Raw genomic sequence first — 14,995 nt, 5'->3', positions numbered from 1 at the left:
TACATAGTATCAGGTATAAGGTGGTATGGTTACAAAATAAGGAGTATATTCTATGAGTACACTTGAAAACCTTGAAGGAGCATTTGCCGGTGAGTCCATGGCAAACCGGAAGTATCTGGCCTTTGCAAAAAAAGCTGATGAAGAAGGCTATTCCCAGATAGCGAAACTGTTCAGGGCTGCCGCAGCAGCTGAGACCATTCATGCTCACAACCATCTGGGAATTATGAATGGTATTAAGAGTACTGAGGAAAACCTCAGGGAGGCCATTGAGGGAGAAACCTATGAATTTGAGGAAATGTATCCAGAATTCATAACACAGGCAAAAGAGGAAGGTAACGGTAAGGCTGTCTGGAGTTTTGATGTTGCCAATCAGGTAGAAGCAATTCATGCCGAACTTTACAAAAAAGCCCTTGATAATGCAGGCAACAATGAAGAAGTTGCGTATTACGTATGTGAAGTTTGTGGCAATACTGTAGAAAATGGTGCACCGGACGTATGTCCAATTTGTGGTGCCCCAGCTTCTAAGTTCAAGAAAATTGATTAAAGTGTCCTGTTGATTGGGACATGTTCTTCTATTTTTTATTTATTGCTGCTACCTGTTGGTTAAAGTGCTGTCATTTTATTTGTTCCAATTAATATTTAGGGCATTTATAAATATGTTTATTGTACAAAAAGGACAAAAAACGCTTTCTTTGTAAATTATATTTTACACTAAGGGGTTAGTGTATATATAGAAAAGAGTATGAAAACGGGAAAAAATGCTCCGATCGGGATTCGAACCCGAGTCACAGGAGTGAGAGTCCTGTATGATTGGCCGTGCTACACTATCGGAGCGCATTGGCATGTGGGCACAATTCTAAAGCAATTTATGCTATATTAAGCTTTTGTAAAAACAAGAAGCGGGGTTAGGCAAACATCCCGCTTGCTGTGTTCTGTTCTTCTTCAGTTGTGACTTTGTTGAAGGCCTCAGTCAGATCCTTCATGGTGATCTGTTCGCCTCTGCGACGCAGGACAAACATCCCTGCCTCTTTGACAATGATCTTGAGGTCTGCTCCGCTCAGGCCGTTGGCCATCTTAGCAAGTTTGGTCATATCCACATCATCTGCAAGATTCATATGGCGAGTATGGATCCTGAAGATATCCTCGCGAGCTTTTTCATCGGGTATTGGGACCTCGATCACCCTGTCAAACCTTCCCGGGCGAAGAAGTGCCGGGTCAAGCAGGTCTATACGATTTGTGGCCGCTATGATCTTAACTTGGCCGCGTGGCTCGAATCCATCCATCTCGGACAACAGTTGCAGCATTGTACGATTTACTTCTGCAGAACCTGTGGTGCCGTCATGGGTACGCATTCCGCCCACGGCATCGATTTCATCAATAAACAGTATGCACGGGGATTTGTCCCGGGCCATCTGGAATACATCTTTTACAAGCCTTGCTCCTTCTCCGATGAATTTCTGGACCAGGTCCGAACCGGACATACGTATGAAACTTGCATGTGCACGGGATGCCACTGCTTTGGCAATCAGTGTTTTTCCTGTGCCGGGGTCACCGTACATAAGGACACCGGATGGGGGTTCGATACCGATCTTATCGAATAGTTCGGGTTCGGTAAGAGGCATCTCTACGGATTCGATAACCTCGTTGAGGACGTCATCCAGCCCGCCTATCATATCATAATCTACATCAGGGGAACTGATAACTTCCATTATCTGGGCGCGCATGTCGGTTGCTTTGCGCATTACTGATACAATGGAAAATGCAGCATTGATGGATACTCGCACACCTGGTTCGATTTCATCCTTGAATTCTGCGGGGATCTGTGTAACGACTTCCTGGTTGTTGCCATGCTGACGGATAAGCGCCATATCATCTTCTGTTTCCACGACAGTTGCAATGAAAAGGGGGGGTGATGTAATACGCTCGAGTTGTTCCTTGAGTTTTTCCATTTCCTCGAGGTAGTTGTTTGCCAGCATATTTGCTTCAAGAAGCTTTGCTCTCATAGATTCACTCTGGACTCGTAGTTCTTCATTTTCCTTTTTGAGTGATTCGATCTCAGAGTCCATCTCCTCTGCAGTATCAACAGTGTTATTGGTATTTTCAATAGGAGTATTTGCAGTTGCATCGGACATAATGCGTCCCTATGCATATCATCGAATATAAATCCACTCCTGTTTTCAGGTATTATCTGGGCGTGTATTATGTATTTTCATCTATGTTTTTATGATTCTTATCTGTGTTTTTGCGCATATTGTCTTCCTATATGACCTGTTTCACACTTCTATACAGATAAAAACAACCCCTTTATTTCCATTGGAGCAAAAGGCAAGATATGATAATATTTATATCACATTGTTCTCTTTGCTTGTTATGAATAAAGAGAAAAATGGGTCTTTAAATTGTTTAGTTTCATTTTATTGTTATTCACAAGTAAAAAACAGTTTAAAACAAATATATAACAAAAGACTTATATACGATCTTATCATACCAACTATTGCATATAATGGATATGTGTGAAACTGTAATAACGCTTCACAAATCAATCTAAACAATGCAGACCATAAATCTGAGGGGATGAATGGCTTTGCACTCCATTACATCTGAGGGGATGGATGGACTTATGCAGAGGCTGAAAGATGAAGATTCGACTCGAGTTATTCGATGATGATGACAACGAGGTTGCCAGAGTCCAATTTGAAGGGGATACTTGGCAGAATCGCTCGATCCAGTTTATCAACATGTTCGGAGAGGCGCAACCTCCATCGGAAGAATCTTCATCTTTTAACCTTTCTTCACAATCACAAAACAGTAATGAAGTAAATACTCCTTCACATTCCGGTGTTCAATATCCACCACAGCATCAACAGGTTCCGCCACAGATGGTACCTCCAAATTATCCGCCTGTGCCTGCACAACATTACTATAATCCAATGTATTACCCACCGGTTTACTACCCGTCGATGATGCCACAACCATTACCTCCCATGCAACCCACCACCCAGGCACCATCGATGTCCCAGCCACCTCATGTCCAGCAGGGACAGCAAGGTGGTAGTGTAAACCGGTCCTTTCCTTCTCAACAGGTGAATAAATCAAAATCAGATCCCTCGTTGACAATAAGTGAAAGACTTGAATTGTTCCTGAAATACGAGTTTCCACGTATGTGGGGTACTTCTCAGGAAATACAGCATCAGTATGAGCAAGTGTATGGCCCAATCAAACTGAGCACTGTGTCCACATACCTTTCCCGGATGTATCGTAAAGGTCTCCTCCAGAGACGGGGCAATCGCACCAATCGGGAGTATCTTTATGTGGGCGATATGGAAGAGCAATCTTCAGTTCATCAGTCTTTTTCTCCGGGTTACATCCAGAGGAATGATATTTAATATCTGAAACCTAATCTTTTCTCATGAACTCAGCAGAAAATTCTATAATAAAGGGTTTCGTGCTGGTTGCAATCGGCTTTTTTCTATTGTCCTTAGGTCTTATTATAAAAGCGATTTATGAAAATGCAGGTCACGCAGAATTTGGCGGGCTTGTGCTTATAGGTCCTATCCCCATTGTGATAGGGTCTTCTGAAGGTGTTTCCTATTCAATGCTTCTATTAGGACTTTTAATATTTGGGATTTACATTTTGTTATGGAGGACTAACCGTTGATCGGGAATATACTAGTTTACGGAGGTATGGTTCTTATTGGGTTTGGCATTTTCCTGATAATACGGGGTATCAGTGAACAAAATGTATTTCACAAAAAACAGTCGTTATCACAGGCACATGGTACTGTGAATGGAGTTCAAAAAGATGACAAGGGGGATTATTTTCGCTCCAATGTCAAAAGTGGAGGAGTGATCATGATCGGCCCCCTGCCGATAATTTTTGGCTCAGACAGCAATGCTTCTAAAAAGGCGATGGTGCTTGCCATCATTCTGATGCTGATTTACCTTTTGGTGGTAATATTGGTATAATTATATACGTTTTCACAACAGACAGGATGTAGTATGCCGGAGTTTGAACTTGTATCAAACTACAGTCCGCGTGGTGACCAGCCACAGGCGATCGAAAACCTCTCGAATGGTATAAACGATGGTTTCACACACCAGACACTGCTGGGTGTGACCGGTTCAGGTAAAACCTTCACAATGGCAAATGTCATTCAAAATGTGCAGAGGCCTACCCTTGTAATTGCTCATAACAAAACCCTTGCAGCCCAGTTGTTTTCAGAATTCCGCGACTTTTTCCCGGACAACGCGGTGGAATATTTTGTCAGTTATTACGATTATTACCAGCCTGAGGCCTATCTTCCCACAACTGATACCTACATTGAAAAGGATTCTTCCATCAATGAAGAGATAGACAGGTTGAGGCTGTCTGCCACCAAGTCGCTTATGGAGCGCAGGGATGTGATTGTTGTATCCAGTGTGTCATGCATCTACAATCTGGGTTCTCCCAGGGAATGGCAGGAAATGTCCCTTTTTATGAAACCGGGGGATGAGGTTGACAGGAGCTGGATATTCAGTAAACTTGTAGATATCCAGTATGAAAGGAATGATGTGGAATTCACCCAGGGTACTTTTCGTGCCCGTGGGGACACTGTTGAGATTTTCCCGGCGCAGGATAATGTAGCAGTGCGGGTAGAGATGTTCGGGGATGAGATTGACAGGATATCCTATTTTGAACCACTTACCGGCAAGGTTGTACGTGAAGTGGAAGACGATATGCAGGTTGTGATATATCCTGCCAAGCATTTTGTTATGCCCCAGTCACAGATTGATCGTGCCCTCGTATCTATTGAAGAGGAATTGAAGGATACAGTTGCCGAATTTGAAAAACAGGGTCAATTACTGGAAGCCCAGCGTATCATGCAACGCACAAGGTTTGATATCGAAATGATAGAAGAGCTTGGGTATTGCAGTGGTATTGAAAATTATTCCCGTCATTTTGATGGCCGCAAACCAGGTGAGGCTCCTTCTTCACTGCTGGATTTCTTTCCGGATGATTATTTGCTCATCATCGATGAATCCCATGTGACTATCCCGCAGATAGGGGGGATGCATAACGGGGATCGGGCACGCAAAAAATCTCTCATTGAATATGGGTTCCGTTTGCCTTCTGCCTATGACAACCGCCCTCTGAATTACAGGGAATTCGAGGAGAGAATCAATCAGGCTGTTTATGTTTCCGCCACACCTGCGGATTATGAGCTGGGATTGAGTGATCAGGTAGTGGAGCAGATCATTCGTCCGACAGGGCTGGTTGACCCACCGGTCCAGGTCAGGCCTGTGGCAAATCAAATCGATGACCTGATGGAAGAAGTCCGGAAGGTATCGGAAAGCGGTTACAGGACTCTTGTGACAACTCTGACAAAGAAAATGGCTGAGGATCTGACTGACTACCTGCTGGAGATGGGTATCAGGGTGCGCTATATGCATTCGGATATTGATACCCTGGAGCGGGCTGAGATCGTGCGGGAATTGCGTAAGGGCACCTTTGATGTGCTTGTGGGGATTAACCTGTTACGTGAAGGATTGGACATTCCCGAGGTCGCTCTTGTGGCAATACTTGATGCAGATAAGGAAGGTTTTCTCAGGTCGGAACGCTCTCTTATCCAGACGATTGGCCGGGCTTCTCGGAATGTGGATGCTTATGCTATTATGTATGCGGACAGGATTACCGGTTCAATGTCCCGTGCAATGAGTGAGATGGAAAGGAGGCGTAATCTGCAACTGGAATTCAATCGCAAGCATAACATCACACCGACCAGTATCATGAAGGAAATTCAGCGTGAAATTGTGGAGGCTGAAGAGGTATCCACTCCTGCTACCGGAGTTGACATGGGTCTTTCCAAAATGGAGGCCAATAGCATGCTTATTGATATGGAGGCGGAGATGCATGAGGCTGCCCGCAACCTGGAATTCGAGGAAGCAGCCCGGCTGAGGGATGCTATCAGGGAAATGAGGGAAACCTATTCCCTGTAATTGTATTCTGTTGCTGGCAAAACCATGTGTTGTGGCATGGCCGAAAGGGTTATATCTAAAAAATACTATCAAGAGGTTGCAGTGAGCGTTGATGGTCTAGTGGCTATGACTGGGGCCTTCCAAGCCCTAAACCCGGGTTCGAATCCCGGTCGACGCACTTTTTCTTACAATCCTGTTTTGGACAAAGATTTTTATTAGTAAGTATTTGATGTCTTTTCATTACAATAACAGATACCATTCTTGAAAAGTTGCATGAGAATGCAAATCCAACTGCTGTGGATGGTATGGAAAAGTATGGTATTACACCAGAAGCAGTGGGAATTTCAATACCGGTTCTGCGCAGCATTGCAAAGGAGATCGGAAATAATCATGAACTGGCCCTTAAGCTGTGGGAAATCGATTTGCGGGATACTCGCATCCTTGCCAGTATTGGTGGACGAACGCAAAGGTACTTTCTTCCGGCTGGGCTATGACCCGCATGAGTTGCCGGATTCCCTGAAACGTCATGAAATTGCCACAAGGATTGAATGATATTTTTGCGCAACATTAATATCTATGTGTGCCCATGTAAGACCACTTTCCACACAGTCGTAAGATAAGTACAGGTTGTAGATATGGAAATATGTGCAATACTTTTCAATCTTTTTGCGGGGGTTGCCCAGCCAGGCCAAAGGCGCAGGGCTTAGGACCCTGTCTTGTAGAAGTTCGTGGGTTCGAATCCCACTCCCCGCATCTGTTTTTTTTGGGTTACAGGTATCCTGAAAAATAGATACTCAGAATCTTAGAAAGTTAGTAGTTCAAATTTAAGTTCCTTCAAGATTGTTAGGAGACATTCTAAAATAATTATTTTTTTGCAAATCTAACAATTAGAAAATTATTATAACCAATACATCAGAAAATAAAAATAATGATTTGTTTTAATAAGGGTATAATTTGTTATTTGAAAAAGATGCGATAAAAGGTTTCTATGACCTTTTACTTTTTAGTACTTATTTTGGAATTGGCTGGTCAGGCGTGACACCATAGTAATTAGTTCTAGCCTTACCCCATGGACAACCATTTGGACCTGTTATCTTCAGTTCAATGTTCTGTAGTGTTTTACATAGACTGTTGCCAGCACGTGCACCTTTGCAGATGGGGCAGAGCTTTTCACAGAATATTGGAGCGTTCTGCTTTCATGGCTTCCATCATTTGCATTAGTTCCTGTACGGTTTTCCCACGGCTGTAATCAGGTGAACGGAGCATATCGCCAAGTTTCTTCCCTGCATCTTCGGCTGCCTGCATTAATTCTTCATCTTTTGTAACATCGGGAGTTGTTTCCAGGGTGATAGGGGCAACATCAGGTCCTTGTAGAAGGTAGGGTATGCCAACCTTGCAGGTTTCACCGTATCCGCAATAGTGGCAGCCAGCAGCACCTATTCCCTGAACATTGTCTACGACTTTAATCACGTTAGCGAAACAGATTTTATTTAGAACATCAGTAGCTGGTGCAGGATTATGGCCACCAAGACTCATAGTAACTGCAAGTTTTCCCCAAAGGATATCAGCTTCACGGTGCCTGAACTGATACCATCTTTCCATGAAAGAAAGCATCGCTGCGTTCAATGTGTCAAAATAGTTGACACCACCCAAAACATATGCGTCGGCTTCAACAATTTTATCACGCAGGGTTTCCATGTCATCATGTACTTTACATACGTTGTCCTCAACGCATGCCATACATGCGATGCATCCACCTATGTTTTTACCGTGCAGTGAAATAAGTTCATATTCACATCCTGTATTCTCCACGATCTTCTTTACAACTTTAATAGAGCCTGAGCGTGATTCTGCCCTTGGGCTTCCTGATATTCCGAGTATTTTCATCTTTTAAACTCCTTATCTATGAATTATTTTACCGATGAATAAAATGCAACAACGCATCGAATTAACTATATGATAATTAACTTGAACATTAAAAAAGATTCGGGGCACTGTTAAGTAGTTAGTATAATATAGTGACCTTAAAAGTTATACTATGGAAAATTGGAAATCAGTTTTCTCCTGGAGCGAGAGAAGAATAAATGTCACCGATACCTTCCATCACCTTGAATCCTTTACTGGTGATCATATAATCACCCCTTTCATGCTGTTGGAGGATCATGCCGCTATCAGTAAGTTTCTGAAGATGGAACAAAAGGTTCCCTCCACGAAGGTCTGTAAGTTTGGAAAGAGCAGAGAAACTCATCGTTTGACCAGAAATAGCTTTTAAGATCTCGAAACGTTTTGCATGACATAAAGATTCCAGCATGTCATCGACTACATCTTCTGTTGGAAGCTGTGATATATACTGCTTCTTATCCTTGTTTACTTCATAGATTCTCATGGACTTCATGAGATTGACCTGTTTTTCAAAAAGGTCGCCTGTCTCGGCGAGACAGATGTCACATTTCTTGTAAGGCAGGATTTCTCTCATGTGTTTAATTTCCGCACGGTTGCTATCAATAGTTTCACTGTCAACCGAATCCTGTTTGATAAGAGCTGCATTCTTTTGCAACATACCTGTAAAGTACGGTCTGCATACTTCGAGCCTTTCACATTTTTCGACCATATTCTTTGCAAGGCCTTCTTTTATATCGTTAGAGAGGTGTTTTTCCAGGGCATTGGAATAGTCATTTCGGACAAAAGCCAGAATGGTTTCGAGGTGTTCCCTGTTGGAATCTTCAATGAATGCCTTCATATCATTCTGTATCTCATCGAGTTTTTCCTTGATGTCATTTAATTCGGACTCTGATCTTTTGCTCATAATAGTGATTTAGGCGCATCGTTAATAAGAGTTTTCAGTGAAACTTTAAGAGTTATTCAAGTTACCTGAATATACTATGTATAGTGCAGTGCCGATTAAGTATATATGAATAACTTGCATATAGCATATTGAGGTAAAATATATGCCAACGTGGAAATATACAGATAAAACAGTTACTAAGGAAGAGCTTGAAAAGTCATTAGAAAGTGTGAAAGGTGCATGCTTTGCATGTGAGACACATAGCGATGATTGCCCCATTGCAAAACTTGGTGGAGAGATTGCATCACTTATGTAAACAGAAAAATGCTGTGGCTGTAATTGCTGAAAGGACAAGGTTCTGAAACCTTTTCCTTTTTCCCCTCTCTTCTGAAAAACTATTTAAATTATGCGATTGAAGTTAGCAAGTTCTATTGGAGGATTTTTTGAAAGGTACCGAATGGAAAGCATGGATCGAAGCATTTCGACTATTTTTTAATGGAGAAGCTCTGCGCTTCTGCATCCCGGTAGTACTTGTTGTTGGCTTACTATTGTCAGCCATTAATCAAGGTGATGTCATTGCAAGTGGAGCGGCAACTACTTTTACATGGTTCAAAGTCGGGATGAACTTTGTAATACCATTTTGTGTTTCCAGCTATGGATATCTTAGAGCGTGTCGGTCAAAAACTCCAATAACTTATTGATAGTGTGGAATTTCATAAAAGTAACAGAGAATTGCATAAATAAATTCGGAGAAAAATATGTCTGCATTAAGTGTATTGGCCTGTAAAATACTCTAGGATGAACTTGTCTAGATCCTGAAGAATGAAATAAGTAGCAGCAATTAATAAAACTGATCTAATCATGCCTGTTCTGAGTATAGTTGCATGTGAAATGCTTGAAGATGAACTTGTACATGTCCTCTCAATTGATCATGACATCAGACAATTGTATTTAGTTGAAGATACGAACAGTTTCAGATTGACGAGGAAACTGAAGTCCAGAGGCATGCGACCTTTCATATTTCCTTTTGATAGGTTATCTGCTATTGTTATGGAAAATAGTAGAAATCTGTTCTCTGAAGGCATTTTGCGTTTTCCAAAGTTTTCTATTTTCAAGAAGATACACTATGCTCTTAAAGCAGGAAAATGTGATCATCTCATTATTGTAGTGAATCTCCTTCCAAAAGACCTGCATGCTGATACGGATCGTCTGCATTCTGAAGTATACCGCAATGCCAGAGATATGGCAAAGTTTTCGGATGGAATCCTGCTTTTCTACGGGAAATGCGCTTACAGTTATGAATCCAAGACCAAGTTAAAGTCACTTGATTGTCCTGTTTATTTCCTGAAAGACAATAACAGTGAGGTTGTGGAAGATTGCATCAGTACCGCACTTGGTGGCAACGATGCGTACACGAAAACCGATCAACTAGGAAAAGGTGTCTTCTATGCAACCCCGATGTGGATTACTTACATGAAAGAGAGGATAAAGCCGGATAGACCATCCAATGATTACAACTATCTGAATGATCCAAATTACAGCCATCTCTTCAAGATAAACAGACTGGATTCTGACAATGCTGACTTTTCCATAAACGCATCGGAGTTCGCAAAAACCTTTGACATGGATATCATCAATATTAACGGCACTATGAAAATAGCAATTGACTCCTATATGAATGCGAAACTTGCGGTATGTAAAGACTCAGATTGATATTGTTTTTAACATAGTTGGAGTTACCCAAGTGAATTAAGTATAGTGCTGATTAAGTATGTACTAAATAGCTACCTATAGACAGGCAATAGTTATGTTGCTCTGCAAACACAGTATTTGCACAGGGACATTTCCTCTAATATATGCTCACTCTTTGCAGGACAGTAATTAAATGCCATCGTTTTCAAAAACCGTCTGATTTTCATCCATGTACATTCCTGGCGGATGAAGTGGTTCTTTCACTATAAAAGTCAGATATGTGGAAATAATACGGGTATATTCCTTCAAATACCTTTGATCGGGAGCATACTCATCCATATACTTGTTAATCCTGAAACTAAAATCTTCAAGCTTTCCAGTATCAATCTCCTCGGACAAATCTGTGCAATTTCTTTCTTTTAATTCATAAAATTTCTTACGGTTATATTTTGCAAGATATTCAATATTATACTGAAGACTCCCACGAGGACCCTGAATATCCCCTGTTTCTTTTTTATTAACCCTTGCTAGATACCCTGAAGATAAATTGGAAGCTTCTTTTTGTAATAAAAATAATAGTTCACATGAATTCATATGAAATCCCTCCTCATTTTTTTATATGAAACATCTTTCAAGCTATAGTTTCGCTTAGTTTGTCTTTTGTGTCCGTCTGTTCTGTCTCTTGTCTGTCGCCTACATTTGTCTCCTGAATTCCCACTCAAAGAGACAAAAAGGACAGCTAAGCGACACCAAATTCAAGCATTTGCAACAAGTTTTTCCCATTGTTCTAAACGTTCTCTTACATGAGCATTAAGTTTAAAAGGCTTGTCTGCTTTTGCATTTTGTTTCATGTAATGCAATGTTCCTTTTGAAAAACCTAGATTTTTCCACTCAACATAGGATATATCAAGAATCAACTTCCTTATTTCCATATTGTCCTGTCTTTCAATTTCATATCCTTGTGACACAAAATCAACGGTTTTCTTTTTACCAACAAGGTATTGAGCCAGTTATCTTGTCTCAATCCCCATAAGGCCTCTAATTGTACCTGATTTCATAAATCTACATTCTCATCTATACTTGAGTTGCCATACTGTACCGAAAACGAAAAAAGGCATTTCACTAACCCATATCTATATAAGATAGGAACAAGTAATTTTTAAGTAATTATAGGAGGGATTATATGAAAACATTAGTAACATATATGTCACAGACAGGAAATACAAAGAAAATAGCTGAAGCAATATATGAGGAAATTACCGGTGAGAAGGATATCAAAGACATCAAAGATGTAAGCAACTTCGAAGGTTATGATCTCGTGTTTGTGGGTTTTCCGGTCCAGCAATTCAACATTCCAGAAAATGTCTCTGAAGTTGTAAAAGAGAATGTAGCTGGTAAGAATATAGCATTTTTCATGACCCATGCTGTTCCCGAAGGAACCGAAGCCATTCATTCATGGACCGGCTCCTGCAAGGATATCGCAGCCACTGGAAATTATCTTGGTACATTTGATTGTCAGGGTGAGTTGGCACAACCTCTAATCGACAGGTTGCTGGAATCCGATGATCCACAAATGAGAGAGTTTGCTCAGATGGGTCCTTCCACAAAGGGTCAGCCTGACGAATCTCGTGTACAGAAGGCAAGGGAATTCGCAAAAGAAATTCAGGCAAAGGTTCAGTGACTGGATATTTCTGATTTCCTGCAATTCATCGGGGGTTCAAGTGCTATTAACAAAGATTAATCACAACTCAGTTTGAGCTTATTTTATCTTTTATTTTTCCCATACTTGAATCAATTAGAAATTGTTCAAAGGGCACACTTTAATGCATAGTCCGCATCGAAGTCCGCCAAGAACATTAAACATATACTCAGCGCATTTTTCTCTATGAATGACCCCTTCTGATGTAAGAGCATCAACCGGACACACTTCGATACACTTCATGCATTCACTGCATGCATCATTTATAAATGGCAAATCGGTTTTTTCTTCTGTATCCAATGGTGCATCCGTCAGTATAGCAGCCATACGTACTTTAGATCCAAAGTCCTTTGTTATCAGAAGATGATTCATACCAAAGTTCCCCACGCCTGCACGATAAGCAGCATATTTGAAAGATAAATCTGCTTTAAGTGTCTCACGATTGGCATACCAGTAACCGTACTCACTTCCTTCACTTGGAGCAATCGTTGCCATATAACCTTCTTTTTCAATAAGTTTGGCTAACTTGAATGCAATGACTCTCAATGTAGTTGTAGCTGCCATAAGTGTATTTGTATATTCGCCTCTGCCCTCTGGTAACGTTTCAAATGCTCCTCGTGGTACAGAAACCCCCAGGATTATTACTGATTGTAAATTTTCCATTACATCCTGGGGTTTGTTTCCAGTATAATCTGAATCTTCAAAGCAGGATTTATTGGTTATACTGATAAAATCTACACCTAACTCAGAGGCCATGTTTCTCAAATCTTCTGTAATATTGTTTTCTGTCATTTTTATCTCCTTTTGACAAGAACTATTTATGATACTATTCAAAAATACCACAGTAAAACATTGTACACAGCGTTTAAAAAATATACTGTAAGCATTTCTGGTTTATTCTTTTGACTTCAGGTATTCTGCAATATTCTTGCCCAGTTCTTTTGCGGCATTGACAGCTTCAGGTTGGTCCTCAAATTTGTTTATTCCTACAGACTCTTTTGTTGCATCTGGACCAAACATCATCTTGATACCGCTCATGTCACATTCGTCTCCAAATCTGCATCGAACACATGGATTATTGCCAAGGATCCTAACAGAGCCTACAGCCTCCATCCCTTCTTCCATCATGTAATATGTAATTGCATTGATACCGTTATCAGAGGCGGGTGGCATCATCTCAAAATCCTTCGGGATTGCAGATGTGATTATTGCTCCCCCGGGTTTTCCTTGCATGAATCCATATTGATGGCGGAGTGGATACAGTCGTTCAATAAATGCTTTTGTGCGCGAATCAAGGGTGGAATATGGTGTAAAACCTGCAATAATAAGAGCATCTGCTTCTTTAGCTTTTTCTGCCAAAGCAATGCCGTCGTCTTTAATTACACAGACATTCGTTTTTACACAGCCCAGGCAAGCCTTACAGGGAGCAACAGTATAATCAATAAGCTTGACAAATTCGTATTCCATGCCTGTTGCTTCAAGGGCTGCTTTTAGAGCACGATCCGCATTACTGTCTTTGATAGGGGAACCTGATACACCAAGAATTTTCATTATTATTCCCTCCTATTGACAATCAGTTTGTAAACATCTTAAGTGTTGTGTGCAAAAGGGTGTGGTTATTACAACCCAGCCCTTTCAACGAGGGTGTCAGCGACCTGCTTCTCCTGCGGTAATCTCGACATCTCCTGCTTTACATTTAGTGTCTGCACCAGCAGGCATTGCTGCAAGAAGCTCTTCAGGTGAGTTTATAGGGAATGATGCATCTGCCAGTGCTCCAACAATCTGGGAATGGATTTCTTCTTTTACGCTCATTTTGTTTTATTCCTTTCAACAGGAAGAACTGCAAGAGTAAATCTCTCGTTCTTGTTTATAATGGACAGTGATACATATGAATAAAAAGAGTTTGTTGATTTCTTGGCCTGACTACGTATAACGTAGTCTTGATTGAATGAATCAACTTTTCCATAATATGGATCATTTGTAAAATCGATAGCAAACTCATACTTTTTTTCTGGTTTCAGAGTACCGACAGAACTGTGAAGAAGAATGCTTTGATTTGTCAGGATAAGTTCTTCAAGACTTAGTTTCCTGAGATGATATCTCAAAGATGTTTCACATGGAATCTCTTGATAGTGTTTTGATGCGAATGAACCGAACTCTTATCCACTGCCATACACATGGCAGTGTAAAATAGATCTTTAGAGGTAAGTGAACCGTTTATCCTGAGATCGATATTCTTTAAAAGTGGTTTAAGAGCAGCATCAATACACTGTTTTGGTCTTAATTCAACCTTCTCACATGTCCTTGAATTGGATGGTGGAAATGACATATGGCGGCGTTCTCGCCACATATAAAGCTATCGGGAGGTGTTGTTAAGTTCAGGTGCTCAAAATTAGCTAAGTACTGTATGTATATATTCAACTTTTAGAGCAGGAGTATCCTTTCGTAATGTGTGTGGACATAGCGTGATCTTTGCAGGCCACAGGCCGTATTATTCTCTGTATCCCGGGCAGTTGCAGGAGTTGTCCGGACAGACACATCCTGTTATCGTGGATGGCAGGAATGTGGGGGAGCCGGATGCTTTCATTGATGCAGGGTTTGTGTATAAGGGGATTGGCAGAGGAGATAAGAACGGGCATGAAATATTTTGATTAATTTAGTGTTATCAACACCTCAAATTGTGGCTATCATATCTGAGCCACAAATCAAATTTTATTTTTATTTCGAGGTTAAAAAGGCCCGCGCCGAGGCCATAGCGCGCAATGTTGCCATTATCTAAAGGGCCGCGGCTAAAAACTGGCGGGCGGCTGCCTGGTGGCTGGAGCGCAGTTGTCCGGAACTTAGTGAAAAGGGTGTGGAGGTCA

The 14,995-nt window shown here is 41.1% G+C and carries 19 protein-coding genes, 3 tRNA genes and 1 pseudogene; 13 read left to right on the top strand and 10 right to left on the bottom strand.

What is annotated here, in order from left to right:
* Window positions 1-52 precede the first annotated feature (52 nt).
* Window positions 53-544, top strand: coding sequence for a rubrerythrin family protein (locus A9957_RS10150; protein WP_105460381.1), 492 nt, complete (start codon window positions 53-55; stop codon window positions 542-544).
* Window positions 545-759: 215 nt separating this feature from the next.
* On the opposite strand, the gene A9957_RS10145 is transcribed toward A9957_RS10150, so the two are convergent.
* Both A9957_RS10145 and A9957_RS10140 read right to left on the bottom strand, forming a co-directional pair.
* Window positions 760-834 (bottom strand) — tRNA-Glu (locus tag A9957_RS10145).
* Between the two features lie 71 nt (window positions 835-905).
* A complete protein-coding gene (locus A9957_RS10140; protein WP_128754501.1) occupies window positions 906-2,132 on the bottom strand; it encodes a proteasome-activating nucleotidase in 1,227 nt (408 codons plus the stop codon).
* 504 nt (window positions 2,133-2,636) lie between these two features.
* Between A9957_RS10140 and A9957_RS10135 the strand changes: the two genes are divergently transcribed.
* The 7 genes from A9957_RS10135 to A9957_RS10105 all read left to right on the top strand — a co-directional run bounded on the left by A9957_RS10135 (window position 2,637) and on the right by A9957_RS10105 (window position 6,708).
* Window positions 2,637-3,386 (top strand): hypothetical protein, encoded by a 750-nt coding sequence (locus A9957_RS10135; protein WP_128754502.1) that lies wholly within the window; start codon window positions 2,637-2,639, stop codon window positions 3,384-3,386.
* Window positions 3,387-3,409: 23 nt separating this feature from the next.
* A complete protein-coding gene (locus tag A9957_RS10130) occupies window positions 3,410-3,658 on the top strand; it encodes a DUF131 domain-containing protein (protein WP_096712800.1) in 249 nt (82 codons plus the stop codon).
* A gap of 26 nt (window positions 3,659-3,684) precedes the next feature.
* A complete protein-coding gene (locus A9957_RS10125) occupies window positions 3,685-3,966 on the top strand; it encodes a TIGR00304 family protein (protein ID WP_292344122.1) in 282 nt (93 codons plus the stop codon).
* Window positions 3,967-3,999: 33 nt separating this feature from the next.
* Complete coding sequence (gene uvrB, locus A9957_RS10120) at window positions 4,000-5,976, top strand: excinuclease ABC subunit UvrB (protein ID WP_292344120.1); 1,977 nt, start codon at window positions 4,000-4,002, stop codon at window positions 5,974-5,976.
* 85 nt (window positions 5,977-6,061) lie between these two features.
* Window positions 6,062-6,133: transfer RNA gene (locus A9957_RS10115), tRNA-Gly, on the top strand.
* A 127-nt stretch (window positions 6,134-6,260) separates the two neighbouring features.
* A complete protein-coding gene (locus A9957_RS10110; protein ID WP_292344119.1) occupies window positions 6,261-6,449 on the top strand; it encodes a hypothetical protein in 189 nt (62 codons plus the stop codon).
* 174 nt (window positions 6,450-6,623) lie between these two features.
* Window positions 6,624-6,708 (top strand) — tRNA-Leu (locus A9957_RS10105).
* 417 nt (window positions 6,709-7,125) lie between these two features.
* On the opposite strand, the gene A9957_RS10100 is transcribed toward A9957_RS10105, so the two are convergent.
* Both A9957_RS10100 and A9957_RS10095 read right to left on the bottom strand, forming a co-directional pair.
* Window positions 7,126-7,842 carry a flavodoxin family protein gene (locus A9957_RS10100; protein ID WP_096712801.1) on the bottom strand — a complete coding sequence of 239 codons (717 nt, stop codon included), beginning with the start codon at window positions 7,840-7,842 and terminating at the stop codon, window positions 7,126-7,128.
* Between the two features lie 166 nt (window positions 7,843-8,008).
* Entirely contained in the window at window positions 8,009-8,761 is a 753-nt protein-coding gene (locus A9957_RS10095; RefSeq protein WP_096712802.1) for a winged helix-turn-helix domain-containing protein, read from the bottom strand.
* A gap of 142 nt (window positions 8,762-8,903) precedes the next feature.
* Here A9957_RS10095 and A9957_RS10090 point away from each other — a divergent pair, with 142 nt between their 5' ends.
* From A9957_RS10090 to A9957_RS10085, 3 genes are all read left to right on the top strand, one after another.
* Window positions 8,904-9,056, top strand: coding sequence for a hypothetical protein (locus tag A9957_RS10090; RefSeq protein ID WP_164909049.1), 153 nt, complete (start codon window positions 8,904-8,906; stop codon window positions 9,054-9,056).
* 115 nt (window positions 9,057-9,171) lie between these two features.
* A complete protein-coding gene (gene nrtS, locus A9957_RS10610; RefSeq protein ID WP_096712803.1) occupies window positions 9,172-9,441 on the top strand; it encodes a nitrate/nitrite transporter NrtS in 270 nt (89 codons plus the stop codon).
* 160 nt (window positions 9,442-9,601) lie between these two features.
* Window positions 9,602-10,453 carry a DUF1638 domain-containing protein gene (locus A9957_RS10085; RefSeq protein ID WP_096712804.1) on the top strand — a complete coding sequence of 284 codons (852 nt, stop codon included), beginning with the start codon at window positions 9,602-9,604 and terminating at the stop codon, window positions 10,451-10,453.
* Between the two features lie 168 nt (window positions 10,454-10,621).
* On the opposite strand, the gene A9957_RS10080 is transcribed toward A9957_RS10085, so the two are convergent.
* On the bottom strand, window positions 10,622-11,026 hold the full coding sequence (locus A9957_RS10080; RefSeq protein WP_096712805.1) for a DUF2115 family protein: 405 nt from the start codon (window positions 11,024-11,026) through the stop codon (window positions 10,622-10,624).
* A gap of 161 nt (window positions 11,027-11,187) precedes the next feature.
* On the bottom strand, window positions 11,188-11,400 hold the full coding sequence (locus A9957_RS10075) for a hypothetical protein (protein WP_241645971.1): 213 nt from the start codon (window positions 11,398-11,400) through the stop codon (window positions 11,188-11,190).
* A 215-nt stretch (window positions 11,401-11,615) separates the two neighbouring features.
* On the opposite strand from A9957_RS10075, the gene A9957_RS10070 reads away from it, so the two are divergent.
* A complete protein-coding gene (locus tag A9957_RS10070) occupies window positions 11,616-12,113 on the top strand; it encodes a flavodoxin family protein (protein WP_128754799.1) in 498 nt (165 codons plus the stop codon).
* 114 nt (window positions 12,114-12,227) lie between these two features.
* Here A9957_RS10070 and A9957_RS10065 read toward each other — a convergent pair whose 3' ends face one another.
* The 4 genes and pseudogenes from A9957_RS10065 to A9957_RS10050 all read right to left on the bottom strand — a co-directional run.
* On the bottom strand, window positions 12,228-12,923 hold the full coding sequence (locus A9957_RS10065; protein ID WP_292344118.1) for a 4Fe-4S binding protein: 696 nt from the start codon (window positions 12,921-12,923) through the stop codon (window positions 12,228-12,230).
* A gap of 102 nt (window positions 12,924-13,025) precedes the next feature.
* Window positions 13,026-13,682 carry a flavodoxin family protein gene (locus A9957_RS10060; RefSeq protein ID WP_292344116.1) on the bottom strand — a complete coding sequence of 219 codons (657 nt, stop codon included), beginning with the start codon at window positions 13,680-13,682 and terminating at the stop codon, window positions 13,026-13,028.
* A gap of 96 nt (window positions 13,683-13,778) precedes the next feature.
* Window positions 13,779-13,943 carry an MTH865 family protein gene (locus A9957_RS10055; protein WP_128754800.1) on the bottom strand — a complete coding sequence of 55 codons (165 nt, stop codon included), beginning with the start codon at window positions 13,941-13,943 and terminating at the stop codon, window positions 13,779-13,781.
* Window positions 13,943-14,304, bottom strand: a pseudogene (locus tag A9957_RS10050) (ISH3 family transposase); the annotation flags it as partial. The gene A9957_RS10055 and the pseudogene A9957_RS10050, both read right to left, overlap by 1 nt.
* 277 nt (window positions 14,305-14,581) lie before the next feature.
* On the opposite strand from A9957_RS10050, the gene A9957_RS10045 reads away from it, so the two are divergent.
* Complete coding sequence (locus A9957_RS10045) at window positions 14,582-14,782, top strand: hypothetical protein (RefSeq protein WP_292344115.1); 201 nt, start codon at window positions 14,582-14,584, stop codon at window positions 14,780-14,782.
* The last annotated feature ends 213 nt before the right edge of the window (window positions 14,783-14,995 follow it).

It is taken from the genome of Methanohalophilus sp. DAL1, assembly GCF_001683555.1.
In the GTDB taxonomy this organism is placed as follows: Archaea; Halobacteriota; Methanosarcinia; order Methanosarcinales; family Methanosarcinaceae; genus Methanohalophilus; species Methanohalophilus euhalobius.
The sequence above is the reverse complement of the archived record's forward strand: the minus strand, read 5'-3'. Positions and strand labels throughout refer to the sequence as shown.

Excerpts from the sequence above, each read along its gene's own strand:
- A9957_RS10080 (WP_096712805.1), bottom strand. The coding sequence starts at position 11,026 with ATGAATTCATGTGAACTATTATTTTTATTACAAAAAGAAGCTTCCAAT.
- A9957_RS10150 (WP_105460381.1), top strand. The coding sequence starts at position 53 with ATGAGTACACTTGAAAACCTTGAAGGAGCATTTGCCGGTGAGTCCATG.
- A9957_RS10140 (WP_128754501.1), bottom strand. The coding sequence starts at position 2,132 with ATGTCCGATGCAACTGCAAATACTCCTATTGAAAATACCAATAACACT.
- A9957_RS10090 (WP_164909049.1), top strand. The coding sequence starts at position 8,904 with ATGCCAACGTGGAAATATACAGATAAAACAGTTACTAAGGAAGAGCTT.
- A9957_RS10085 (WP_096712804.1), top strand. The coding sequence starts at position 9,602 with ATGCCTGTTCTGAGTATAGTTGCATGTGAAATGCTTGAAGATGAACTT.
- A9957_RS10100 (WP_096712801.1), bottom strand. The coding sequence starts at position 7,842 with ATGAAAATACTCGGAATATCAGGAAGCCCAAGGGCAGAATCACGCTCA.
- uvrB (WP_292344120.1), top strand. The coding sequence starts at position 4,000 with ATGCCGGAGTTTGAACTTGTATCAAACTACAGTCCGCGTGGTGACCAG.
- A9957_RS10070 (WP_128754799.1), top strand. The coding sequence starts at position 11,616 with ATGAAAACATTAGTAACATATATGTCACAGACAGGAAATACAAAGAAA.
- A9957_RS10065 (WP_292344118.1), bottom strand. The coding sequence starts at position 12,923 with ATGACAGAAAACAATATTACAGAAGATTTGAGAAACATGGCCTCTGAG.
- A9957_RS10110 (WP_292344119.1), top strand. The coding sequence starts at position 6,261 with ATGGAAAAGTATGGTATTACACCAGAAGCAGTGGGAATTTCAATACCG.
- A9957_RS10135 (WP_128754502.1), top strand. The coding sequence starts at position 2,637 with ATGAAGATTCGACTCGAGTTATTCGATGATGATGACAACGAGGTTGCC.
- A9957_RS10095 (WP_096712802.1), bottom strand. The coding sequence starts at position 8,761 with ATGAGCAAAAGATCAGAGTCCGAATTAAATGACATCAAGGAAAAACTC.
- A9957_RS10055 (WP_128754800.1), bottom strand. The coding sequence starts at position 13,943 with ATGAGCGTAAAAGAAGAAATCCATTCCCAGATTGTTGGAGCACTGGCA.
- A9957_RS10060 (WP_292344116.1), bottom strand. The coding sequence starts at position 13,682 with ATGAAAATTCTTGGTGTATCAGGTTCCCCTATCAAAGACAGTAATGCG.
- A9957_RS10125 (WP_292344122.1), top strand. The coding sequence starts at position 3,685 with ATGGTTCTTATTGGGTTTGGCATTTTCCTGATAATACGGGGTATCAGT.
- A9957_RS10130 (WP_096712800.1), top strand. The coding sequence starts at position 3,410 with ATGAACTCAGCAGAAAATTCTATAATAAAGGGTTTCGTGCTGGTTGCA.